Annotated in this window: 14 protein-coding genes; 6 read left to right on the forward strand and 8 right to left on the reverse strand. The window is 36.9% G+C overall.

Going from position 1 to position 9,896, the window contains the following annotated elements; genetic code table 11:
• Positions 1 to 191 precede the first annotated feature (191 nt).
• The 5 genes from AHA02nite_RS07185 to AHA02nite_RS07205 all read right to left on the reverse strand — a co-directional run bounded on the left by AHA02nite_RS07185 (position 192) and on the right by AHA02nite_RS07205 (position 3,683).
• The gene (locus AHA02nite_RS07185) at positions 192 to 431 is read right to left on the reverse strand and encodes a hypothetical protein (RefSeq protein ID WP_146815824.1); all 240 of its coding nucleotides are present in this window, start codon (positions 429 to 431) and stop codon (positions 192 to 194) included.
• 14 nt (positions 432 to 445) lie between these two features.
• The gene (locus AHA02nite_RS07190; RefSeq protein ID WP_146815826.1) at positions 446 to 727 is read right to left on the reverse strand and encodes a hypothetical protein; all 282 of its coding nucleotides are present in this window, start codon (positions 725 to 727) and stop codon (positions 446 to 448) included.
• Positions 728 to 810: 83 nt separating this feature from the next.
• Positions 811 to 1,332, reverse strand: coding sequence for a GDYXXLXY domain-containing protein (locus tag AHA02nite_RS07195; RefSeq protein ID WP_170236012.1), 522 nt, complete (start codon positions 1,330 to 1,332; stop codon positions 811 to 813).
• On the reverse strand, positions 1,319 to 2,521 hold the full coding sequence (locus AHA02nite_RS07200; protein ID WP_146815830.1) for a DUF2157 domain-containing protein: 1,203 nt from the start codon (positions 2,519 to 2,521) through the stop codon (positions 1,319 to 1,321). The genes AHA02nite_RS07195 and AHA02nite_RS07200 overlap by 14 nt, the downstream gene beginning before the upstream one ends.
• Position 2,522: 1 nt before the next feature.
• Positions 2,523 to 3,683, reverse strand: a complete 1,161-nt coding sequence (locus tag AHA02nite_RS07205; protein WP_146815831.1) for a DUF418 domain-containing protein — start codon at positions 3,681 to 3,683, stop codon at positions 2,523 to 2,525.
• Positions 3,684 to 3,801: 118 nt separating this feature from the next.
• On the opposite strand from AHA02nite_RS07205, the gene AHA02nite_RS07210 reads away from it, so the two are divergent.
• Genes AHA02nite_RS07210 through AHA02nite_RS07235 form a run of 6 tightly spaced genes read left to right on the forward strand, consistent with a single transcriptional unit; the run spans position 3,802 to position 5,626 of the window.
• On the forward strand, positions 3,802 to 4,014 hold the full coding sequence (locus AHA02nite_RS07210) for a spore germination protein (RefSeq protein ID WP_146815833.1): 213 nt from the start codon (positions 3,802 to 3,804) through the stop codon (positions 4,012 to 4,014).
• The gene (locus AHA02nite_RS07215) at positions 4,011 to 4,235 is read left to right on the forward strand and encodes a spore germination protein GerPB (RefSeq protein ID WP_146815835.1); all 225 of its coding nucleotides are present in this window, start codon (positions 4,011 to 4,013) and stop codon (positions 4,233 to 4,235) included. Before AHA02nite_RS07210 ends, AHA02nite_RS07215 begins: the two co-directional genes overlap by 4 nt.
• Before the next feature lie 5 nt (positions 4,236 to 4,240).
• Complete coding sequence (gene gerPC, locus AHA02nite_RS07220; protein ID WP_146815837.1) at positions 4,241 to 4,822, forward strand: spore germination protein GerPC; 582 nt, start codon at positions 4,241 to 4,243, stop codon at positions 4,820 to 4,822.
• Positions 4,812 to 4,991 (forward strand): spore gernimation protein GerPD, encoded by a 180-nt coding sequence (locus AHA02nite_RS07225; RefSeq protein ID WP_146815839.1) that lies wholly within the window; start codon positions 4,812 to 4,814, stop codon positions 4,989 to 4,991. The genes gerPC and AHA02nite_RS07225 overlap by 11 nt, the downstream gene beginning before the upstream one ends.
• Positions 4,992 to 5,372, forward strand: a complete 381-nt coding sequence (locus AHA02nite_RS07230) for a spore germination protein GerPE (RefSeq protein ID WP_146815841.1) — start codon at positions 4,992 to 4,994, stop codon at positions 5,370 to 5,372. It begins immediately after the preceding gene.
• A 23-nt stretch (positions 5,373 to 5,395) separates the two neighbouring features.
• On the forward strand, positions 5,396 to 5,626 hold the full coding sequence (locus AHA02nite_RS07235) for a spore germination protein (RefSeq protein ID WP_407642730.1): 231 nt from the start codon (positions 5,396 to 5,398) through the stop codon (positions 5,624 to 5,626).
• A gap of 184 nt (positions 5,627 to 5,810) precedes the next feature.
• Here AHA02nite_RS07235 and AHA02nite_RS07240 read toward each other — a convergent pair whose 3' ends face one another.
• The 3 genes from AHA02nite_RS07240 to AHA02nite_RS07250 all read right to left on the reverse strand — a co-directional run bounded on the left by AHA02nite_RS07240 (position 5,811) and on the right by AHA02nite_RS07250 (position 9,854).
• Positions 5,811 to 7,709: a heavy metal translocating P-type ATPase gene (locus AHA02nite_RS07240; RefSeq protein ID WP_246118829.1), complete on the reverse strand. Its 1,899-nt coding sequence runs from the start codon at positions 7,707 to 7,709 to the stop codon at positions 5,811 to 5,813.
• 182 nt (positions 7,710 to 7,891) lie between these two features.
• A complete protein-coding gene (locus AHA02nite_RS07245; protein ID WP_146815847.1) occupies positions 7,892 to 9,364 on the reverse strand; it encodes an ATP-binding cassette domain-containing protein in 1,473 nt (490 codons plus the stop codon).
• A gap of 292 nt (positions 9,365 to 9,656) precedes the next feature.
• On the reverse strand, positions 9,657 to 9,854 hold the full coding sequence (locus tag AHA02nite_RS07250; protein ID WP_146815849.1) for a hypothetical protein: 198 nt from the start codon (positions 9,852 to 9,854) through the stop codon (positions 9,657 to 9,659).
• Positions 9,855 to 9,896 lie beyond the last annotated feature (42 nt).

Consider the following 9,896-nt stretch of genomic DNA (forward strand, 5'->3'; position numbering starts at 1 on the left):
AAGTAAAAGAAACCCAACCTTTTAAGTAAAAAATCATGGAAATCTAAGCATTTCCACCACGGTATGATTAAGCCATACTTAATCAATTTGTTGATATCACAATAAACATAACAAACCCCAGTTAAGGGACTTTTAAAGTTAAGTCCTTTAACTGGGGTTATGTTCAAAGTCAACCGGATCATCTTCTCCAGTTATACTACAAACTCTACAACACCACTTAAGAATACAAATATAGCAATTAATACTATAATCGCACCGAACACTTTTCTTCCTTCAATAAAGCGTCTAGCTGCCATTAAACCAAGCATAGCACTACCTGTAAACAGTGCAATTGTAATAAAGATTTGGTCTGCAAACCATCCTAAAATGATAAACAACAACGTAACAAATGATAATACAATTTCATAAATTAATAAGCGATTTGAAGTCATTTTGTTCTCTCCTTTTAAACAACCCATAAATAGAAAATATAAGATAAAATTGCTAAACTAACGATTAATTGAAACGGAAACTTAAACTTTCCTAAGCCCTCGGTCAACTTGCCGATAAACAATGACATATAGATCGTACCACCTAATAGGAGTACTACGACAAGGAATTCAATAACCCGCCCTACATAAAGGACGTGAAATACATGACCATTGGCATTTAGCATAATTAATATAAATACACCGACTAAAAAGACAAAGAAACGTGATGTTAACTCTTCAAACGATAGATCTTTCATGTACGCACCTCAATCTCATTACAATATCTCCGCTTCATATTGTAACTGAAAACATAACGTAACACCATCAATTTCATTAACGTTTATGGTTCCACTTGAACATTTTCAACTTCAACGATCTTCTTTTGACCCCAAGGCGATAAAGCGATGGATACTAACATTCGCTCTTGTGAAGACTCAATTTCACCTTGCTGTTCATAATGTGCATGATAGCGGTCAAGTCCTAAATCAATATGATGTACTTGCTCTTCATCTTGATAACGATAACGTGCCATAATGACAACATCATCACTTTCTGCACTCATTTCACGATCAGATGCTGCCTTGAGATGATAGATCCCTTGTTCATCGGGAGTAAATAAGACATATATTTGTTGATTGGATTTCACATCGTCTGACGCAAACCAATTTTCAGAACGTACGGTTTCAGCTAAATAACTTAAATGAACATAATCACCGTAAAAAACATCCTCCGTATCATATGCCTCTGTCTGAATCGTAATCACTTTACCAAATCGATCTAATGCATAACTGGAAGTGACCATAAATAATAGAATGACGACTTGAAGAGCAACCGCAATTAAAAACACTCTACGTCGCATCATGATCATCACTTCCTTTCGTTTGATTCTGTTGATAACGGTTCAACAACAGTCCAACTATAAATAAAATGATACCACCAATTAAGAAAAATAACGTGCGGTCTAATACTACCCAAGCAACTTCTACATAAACAATGCTTACACTAATTAAAAAAGCGATGATGCCTAGTTTTTCTTTACGACTATCTTCAAACTGATCACCTTCAATCATCTTCCCAATTGAAAACGCGAACAACACAAGAGCAGCAAGTAACGTCGAAAATTCTGGCCATACAAATACCGGTAAAAACAACACTAATTGAATAACACCGAAACGTTCACGATTTAGGACCGCTAGTAACACTGCCAAACTTAAAAATGGAATGAGAAATAAATAATAAACTATATCATTGACAACAGGCTGCCAACCCCAGTTAAAAAATAACGCTTGATAAACTACTATAATAAACATACTTAAAACCGAAACGCCTTGTAGAGGCTTACTGACAACACCTGTCTTAATGATATAACTAAATAAATATAAAATAAGCGCAAAGATTGTATACCAATAATACGTTAACTCTTGAATTGAAAATGCAAATAACAAAATAGCTAACAAACTAGTAAACAACCACATTAAGTTTTGTTGTTTTATAAAATAACCTACCGTTCCATAACCAACGACAAACAATGCCATGAGTAACCAATTAAAATCATGCAACTGCATCGTCGAAACGAGCTGGCCGATAAAAACGACGACTAAACCAAAAATCCAAATAAACACTTGGGGCTGACTTAAATAGATAAGTAATACAGCAAGCCCCCACACTAAAAACGCAAAAGCACTATTCATACTAAAGTGATACATGTCTCCTAAGAGGAATATACCAGCACCAAATATAGATAAAGCGACTACAAAAGCAAAAACACCAATGCCTTGGCGATTTTGCATAAAGGCACGAGCTCCAACGAAATAAAACAAGAGCATAGCACCAATGATTAAAACAACTCGCCATAAATGATGTATAGAAGTCCAATTTGCTGCAATTAATGACAGACAAGCAAGACCGATTAAAACAGCTGCTAAAAAGAAAAATAGCATCGGTGTGGACTGTCGTTCATATCGACTAGCAATTGCTTCTTTTTGACTTTCGTCGATAATCCCTTCTTCCACCCATTTTTTAGATTCTGATTCAATCCAACTTTTTTTCACGTTACGACCTCCTTTTTAGCCGCTGCACCTTTCCATACGTCAACGTACGATACACCCATTCGAAAGGGCCGTACTGAAAAACTTTTAAGTACCAAATACTTAATACGACTTGCACACTATATACAATGACAACATAAGCCATTAAATCTATTATATTGAGTTGACCGTAGAAATTAAACCCAACACCATAAAAGAAAACAAACGCGATCAATGACTGTAATAAATAGTTCGTTAATGACAGCTTACCAACAGGTGCAAGAATTGATTGAATGAACATGCCACGACCATAACTAAAGGTGACTAGTAAAATTAAGAAATAAAATAAACTTGAGAAAGACCCGCCAATGCCTTGTTTAATATAATCTAACCAAACAGGATCACCCATTAAATAAGGGCCTACTTTAAACACTATGAAAATGATAAGTGTGATCCAAATCCATTTTCTTATATTACTGATGTGTTGTTTCGGGTTAGTCACCCATCCTAATTTAACTAAAACAATACCCACTAAAAACATAGGTAATATGGTTAAAATCATTAAAATAACTTGTAATGGATTAAACATGACTAACCAATCAGCAATGTTGCGATCAAAAATATCAGCATATGTACCTGTATATAATGCGAAAGACTGAGCGATCGCTTCTTCATCACGATAATTTGCTAGAAAGTCACGCGCTGCGTAATTCATGAGCGTCATGAACGCTGTAACCGAACCGAGCATCCACGCTGCCCATTTTAACAATGAACGAACAGGCTTTTGAATTAACCAAATAGTTAAAAGTCCTACAATACTATACGTAAGTAAAATATCGCCATACCAAATAAAAACTCCGTGTGCTAAGCCGATTGCCGCTAACACGAACATCCGTCTTCTTAACACTGACTTTGCTTGGTCGTTCACTTTTTCTGTTAGGCGCTCATACATTATGTAAATGCCGACACCAAATAATAAGGCAAACAACGGATAAAAACTAGCTTGAAACAAGACACCAATAAACGTTAATAAAGCTGAATCCGTTGCCGACTGATAAAACGAATCGATCCCACCGTACATAAAATGAGGCGAATGAAACGCTAGCACATTCACAACTAAAATTCCTAATAAAGCAAAACCACGAATAGCGTCAATTGATTGAATTCGATTTTGATTCCCTTCCATCCTCTCACCTCTTCTCTCTATTATAATTCATTTCTAGTTATTGACAAAATCAAATCTGATTTTAACGGTGACAAATAACTACGAGATACATATATTAATATGAAAGGAGATTGGTTATATGCCTGCATTTGTAGGAGCTGTAAACGTTGTGGCAGTGGATTCTTCAAGTACATTTCAAATCGGCGATACGTATATGATGCAGCCGATGAGCAGCGCTAAAACATTTGCAGGTGGCGGTTCATTTAATACGGGGCAAAATATTGAAGTAGAACTTGGCGTTTCTAATGTTTACATTGACCCTGGATTTTTGTTTGAAGGTGGCAAACTATGAAGCTAACAGTACACCAACAAATTCACATTAATTTTCTAAAAGTCGATGCGATTACAAACTCCTCTGTTTTACAAGTAGGAAGCTCAGGTTCTATCCAATCTGTGTCCAATTCTTATAATACAGGCGAGTATGATGAACCAGCTCAACCTGCAGAACCGCTTGACCAACCACTCGTAAGAATTCCGAAACTACCAATTCCTGAACAAACCGAGAAGGAGTGAGCGATATGCACGTCCATCCTTACATCATCGAGAGATTAAACCGTCTTGAACAAAAAGTAGATTACCAAATGGAACAGGTGGCACAAATCATATCCTTGCTCCAACAATTAAATGAGGAAGAACCAACAGAAAAAAAGCAGGCAACAGTCGATACAATTGAATACCATTTCGAACAATTGAAAATTGAAACCCTAGAAGGAACATTAAACATCGGCTTAACACCACACCGTGACCTTCCTTTCGAACAACTCGATCTACCGAAACAACAAGGCTTAACCGAAATGGAACAAAACGCACTTAAAGAATTAGAACCATTCATGCGTGAGGAACTTCCTAAAAAGATCGACACAATTGCAAGTGAACATAGTGTCGAGTTAACAGACGAGTGGAAAACTTTACTCATACAAGATGTTCATAAACAAATTCCAAAGCGTGTTAAAGAGTATTTAAATACGATGAGTCCTAATGATCGAATGACAGTAGGCTCAGACAGTTTTTCATATATAACGAACCATATTCGAAAAGAAATATTAAGTGGGATCAAAGACCACATGTTGAAAATAAAGGAGCATCCTGATGAACGTTAATTTTGTAAATGAACAATTAAGTGTTGGCAATATAGAAGTGACCGGGGTCTCATCTTCTTCACTTTTTATAGTTGGAGATGCTGACCACCTACAATTCACATCAACTTTTGATACACCTCCAGAATCGTACTTCATTGAAAGTGTCGTCCCATTCTCAGCAGGTCGATAAATGATGAGAAACAGTGTTGTTAAAACGATTAACACCAACATTTTAGAGTTTTCATCATCATTAAGAATCGGGGATACGAAATACTTAACTCCCCTTTCAATCGCCCTTGCAATCCAACAAGAAGGTGCATATTTTACTAGAGAAGTACAAAGACGACACACGTTTATGAATTATGACTTTTTCACTGACCCACTGCCAGAACATCTAGCTGACTTTCGGCCAAACATCACCCGTCACAACAAAGGCGATATTAAAGTTGGCCACATCAATGTCATTGGTGCAACCGCAAGTTCTACGATTCATATTGGCTCAATAAAGCATGGAGATGTCGTCAGTCGTGTCAAACATATACGTCATCTTCTCGATACAGATGAAGAATAAGTGTGGGAATTTATAATAAGTAGGTGATTGATTTGCCATCCATTGTAGGACCGTTAAAAATTAATAGTGTAGATGGTGGAGGCACAGTAAACTTTGGTGATGCCTTCTACATTTCACCAAAATCTTCAATGAAAACAAACGCAGGTGCTGGAGCATTTAATACAGGTACGATGGTCCAGACTAATAGCTTCTTAAGCTCATCTAACCCGATTGACCCTGACTATAAAGACCAACCCATCATTGCGAATAAATAATGAAAAAGGCTGGTGTTGTGCCAGCCTTTTCTAATAAGTGTTGGATGAAATGGGGTTGTTGTTGGACGAGCGGGCATAATTGCCGAACAAACCGCCCTTAATGTCGGACGAACTGCCCTTAGTGTCGGACAACACCCTTGTCACACAAAAACGGATGCCAAAACTCAATTGACATCCGCTCAACCTATTCTTTCAACATCCTCAATCCATTTAAAATAACTAAAATCGTACTGCCTTCGTGAGCAATCACGCCATAAGGCAACGTTAAGTTTTGAGAGAAGTTCGCGACGATTAATAATAGAATGACAGAGATCGAGAATACTAGATTTTGCTTAACAATTCGGTTCAAACGTGATGAAAGGTTAAACGATAAGTTAATGTTTTGTAGTTCACTATTCATAAGCACCATATCAGACGTCTCGATTGCTACATCAGTTCCAGATCCCATCGCAATGCCGATATCTGCTTTTGCCATAGCCGGTGCGTCATTCACACCATCACCGACCATCGCAACCGAACCGTATTGTTTTCTCAAGTCATCCACTTGAGAAACTTTTTCTTCTGGCAAACATTGCGAGATCCACTCTTTAATGCCAGCTTCTTCACTAATTTTCCTTGCTGTTTGTTCATGATCACCTGTTATCATAATCGTTTTAATACCACGGTCATTTAATGACTGAATTAACGCCTTTGCTTCAGGACGAATTTCATCTTTAACCGCCATCACCCCGATGACATCATTACCTTTCACAATGAACATAATTGTCTTACCTTCATTTTGAAGTGCTGATTTCCGCTCTTCAATCTCTTCAGGCAACTCATCACCTGATAAAATTTTACTAACGAGCTGCTCATTTCCGATATACCACGTTTCATCTTGCACGACGGCTTTAACACCGTGTCCAGTTAACCCTTCAGTCCAATCTACATCAAGTCCATTCTCCACATTTTGCTTCTCGCCATATGCGACAATCGCTTCTGCAATTGGGTGATTAGACTGCCTTTCAATCGCTACAACTTGATTTAAAACATCGACTCGATCAGCACCATTTGTCACATAAAAATCTGTTACAACGGGTTCACCTTTAGTAATCGTACCTGTTTTATCAAACGCCACAGCCTTCATCTTTGAAAGTTGCTCGAGGTACATGCCGCCTTTCATAAGGACGCCTTTCCTTGCTCCAGTACTAATAGCCGATAAAAGCGTCGGCATAATCGAAGCAACAACAGCACATGGTGATGCTACAACTAACAACACCATCGCGCGATAAAACGTCTCTTCAAAATTAAAGCCAAATATCAATGGGGACATTAGCATAATACCAACTATGACTAAGACCGTTATTACGTAAGGCCCTTCAATCTTTTCAATTAACTGCTGACTTGGCGGGCGATTTTCTTTCGCTTCTTCCACCAACCTAATCATCTTTTGGAACAACGAGTCTTTATTTTCTTTCGTCACTTTTACAACGAGTGACCCCGCACCATTAATTGTTCCGTTATAGACTTCATCTTGTTCCTTCTTATCAACTGGAAGCGACTCACCTGTGATTGTTGACTCATCAACTGAACTGTGACCACTTAAAATGACACCATCAACTGGGATCCGTTCACCATTTTTCACAAGTACGCGGTCGCCAATTTTTAAGTCGTCTAATCGAACTTGCGCGACAAAATCGTCATCACCTAACTTATTAGCTTCATCAGGTGCAAGTTGAATTAGCTTAGATAGATCACGCTCACTTCTTTGATTCGCATACGTCTCAAGTGCACCACTTACAGAGAAAATAAATATTAAAATAGCTCCTTCATGCCAATATCCGATTGATGCTGCACCAAGCGCTGCAATAATCATTAAAATCTCGACATTTAACGTACGATCGTGAACTAAATCAAGCACGCCTTCTTTCGCTTTAAAATAACCACCAACTGCATACGTTAAAATATATAGCACTGCTGTTAAAGCAGGACTTCCCCAAGATTCAGATAGAAATGCGACAATTAAAAGTAAGCCACCCAAACCAGCCATAATGATCTCGCGGTGACGTATTACTTTCGCTTTAAATGTGTTAGGGTTTACCATCACAAACTCCCCCTTCATTCTTTTTATTATAATTTATATTATTTTATAATTATTATAAATAGTATAATACCACATTACTTACTCTTATTGAACTAATATGCAAAAAATGATAAATAAGGAGCATTTAAAACGGTTTTACCTATACAAAAATCCGCTCAGGAAAAACTCCTAAGCGGATTTGCTTATTGATAAGGGACCAATTCTATTCTTTTAGTAGCTATAGCATCGACGAAATACTCATTATGATCCACCCCGATCATAGTCGGTTCATAAAAGTTTAAGGCATTAATCAATTGTTGCACCACCATGATATCTAAACTATTAGTCACTTCATCCCAAATAAATAACTCATTGTGACCTAATAAAGCATTGGCTAAAAACACTTTCTTCTGTTCACCTGCACTCCAATGTTTACTAGAGGGTTCAGTAAACCGCGATCTCTTAATTCCTAATTGATGTAACAAGTATAAAAATTGTTCACGTTCTTTTTTAAAAGGATATGCTTTTAAAGCCGAAGCAATATCTAATATGTGCTGATTCGATTGATGAAGTGTTGAACAATTTTCAGGTAGTCTCAAATGATATTCACCCATTGTTTCAAACTTATCTTGGCCTAATATAAAATTAAGTAAAGTCGATTTACCAATACCATTCTTCCCCTCAATAAACAACCTTTCCCCTGGTTGAACATCGATATCGATTGGTTCAAACAATGGTCTGCCGTCTCTTAAAATTGAAAACTGTCGTAAAGACAACACTTGCTTCCTAGGGTGATTAACCTTTAATTTTAAGTCACTTTCTTCTTCAATATTGTTAATGAGGCTTCTTTTTTCTTCAACCATTTCTTCGGTTCTTTTCTTAATCGCTTTTGCTCGTTTCATCTGCTTAGCGGCTAAACGCCTTTCAGAAGAGTCTTTCGTGCTATTTTCTCGCTTATTACCCCAATTGTTAACTTGACTTGAAACCTCACTTAAACGTTTTATTTCCTCTTGCAGCTTTTCATTTTTCTTATGAGTTAACAAGTCAGCATTCAGTTTTTCGGCCTTCCATGTTTCCAAATTACCTGAGATGAGATCAATCGACTGTTTATTAATCGCTAAAACATGATCGACAAATTGATTAAGAAAATGTTCGTCATGACTAACGACGATAAAACCTTTCTTCTGATTTAAATATTGGCCTACAACGTGTCTACCGTGTGCATCTAAATTATTAGTAGGCTCATCAATTAGCGGAAAGGCCTTTTCATTTAAAAACAATTCGACTAACAAAGCCTTTGTCTGTTCTCCGCCACTTAATAGATTAAACCTTCTGTCTAATAAATCCGGCGACAAACCGATTAAATTGAATTCACGCTCAATTTCCCATACTTCTACATTAAAATTTTGTTGCAGTAAGACTTCAAGTGTCGTTAATTCTTCATGTACTGCTGGATATGAAGGGAAATACTTAAACCTCAGCGTAGATTGTAGATTCCCTTCATACTCAAGCTCGTTTAAAAGAATCTTTAAAAAGGTCGTTTTCCCCCTACCGTTTCTTCCAACAAGACCTAACTTCCAATTTTCATGAATGTTTATATTAACGTCTTTAAAAATCGGCTTAGCCATTGATAAATATTTGAATGTCAAATTTTCTATTATAATATTTCCAGACAATAAAAAAACCTCCGATCTACTTCTGAGATAGGAGGCAGTGCATACCAAAATATAGACTTAAAGAAAGGTATACTTTAAGCCAATAAATTCGAACATCACTCAATAACCCTACCTCAGAAAAAATCAATAAAGACATAACTAACCCTATTCAAAATGTCAAAAATACACCTGAATAATAAAAGTTATGGAAACCACTGATCATTTCTTAAAAAGCTAGAGTTATTGAATCATGATTATAAATTCATCCTTCCAATAATTGTTATACTAAACATAATACAGTACCCAATTTTTGTCAACCAAGCATAGGCGCCATAACTCCTGCCACACCTTCTTCATACCGCCCATCAAATTGTTCTAAGATAAGTAATACACCGAAAGTCGCTACAATCACAATAATCGTAATGGAAATTAAGCCGGCAATGATTAAAAACACCATCTTCCAGTTGATTCGTCGAATAAATTGTCCAATTGTACTAAGCCAATTCTTCAAAATACCATTCCCCTTCTCCCTTTATGGCAAAATGGGCTTGCC

Source organism: Alkalibacillus haloalkaliphilus (assembly GCF_007991275.1).
Lineage (GTDB): Bacteria > Bacillota > Bacilli > Bacillales > Alkalibacillaceae > Alkalibacillus > Alkalibacillus haloalkaliphilus.

Excerpts from the sequence above, each read along its gene's own strand:
- AHA02nite_RS07205 (WP_146815831.1), bottom strand. The coding sequence starts at position 3,683 with ATGGAAGGGAATCAAAATCGAATTCAATCAATTGACGCTATTCGTGGT.
- AHA02nite_RS07215 (WP_146815835.1), top strand. The coding sequence starts at position 4,011 with ATGAAGCTAACAGTACACCAACAAATTCACATTAATTTTCTAAAAGTC.
- AHA02nite_RS07240 (WP_246118829.1), bottom strand. The coding sequence starts at position 7,709 with ATGGTAAACCCTAACACATTTAAAGCGAAAGTAATACGTCACCGCGAG.
- AHA02nite_RS07225 (WP_146815839.1), top strand. The coding sequence starts at position 4,812 with ATGAACGTTAATTTTGTAAATGAACAATTAAGTGTTGGCAATATAGAA.
- AHA02nite_RS07190 (WP_146815826.1), bottom strand. The coding sequence starts at position 727 with ATGAAAGATCTATCGTTTGAAGAGTTAACATCACGTTTCTTTGTCTTT.
- AHA02nite_RS07185 (WP_146815824.1), bottom strand. The coding sequence starts at position 431 with ATGACTTCAAATCGCTTATTAATTTATGAAATTGTATTATCATTTGTT.
- gerPC (WP_146815837.1), top strand. The coding sequence starts at position 4,241 with ATGCACGTCCATCCTTACATCATCGAGAGATTAAACCGTCTTGAACAA.
- AHA02nite_RS07230 (WP_146815841.1), top strand. The coding sequence starts at position 4,992 with ATGATGAGAAACAGTGTTGTTAAAACGATTAACACCAACATTTTAGAG.
- AHA02nite_RS07195 (WP_170236012.1), bottom strand. The coding sequence starts at position 1,332 with ATGATGCGACGTAGAGTGTTTTTAATTGCGGTTGCTCTTCAAGTCGTC.
- AHA02nite_RS07210 (WP_146815833.1), top strand. The coding sequence starts at position 3,802 with ATGCCTGCATTTGTAGGAGCTGTAAACGTTGTGGCAGTGGATTCTTCA.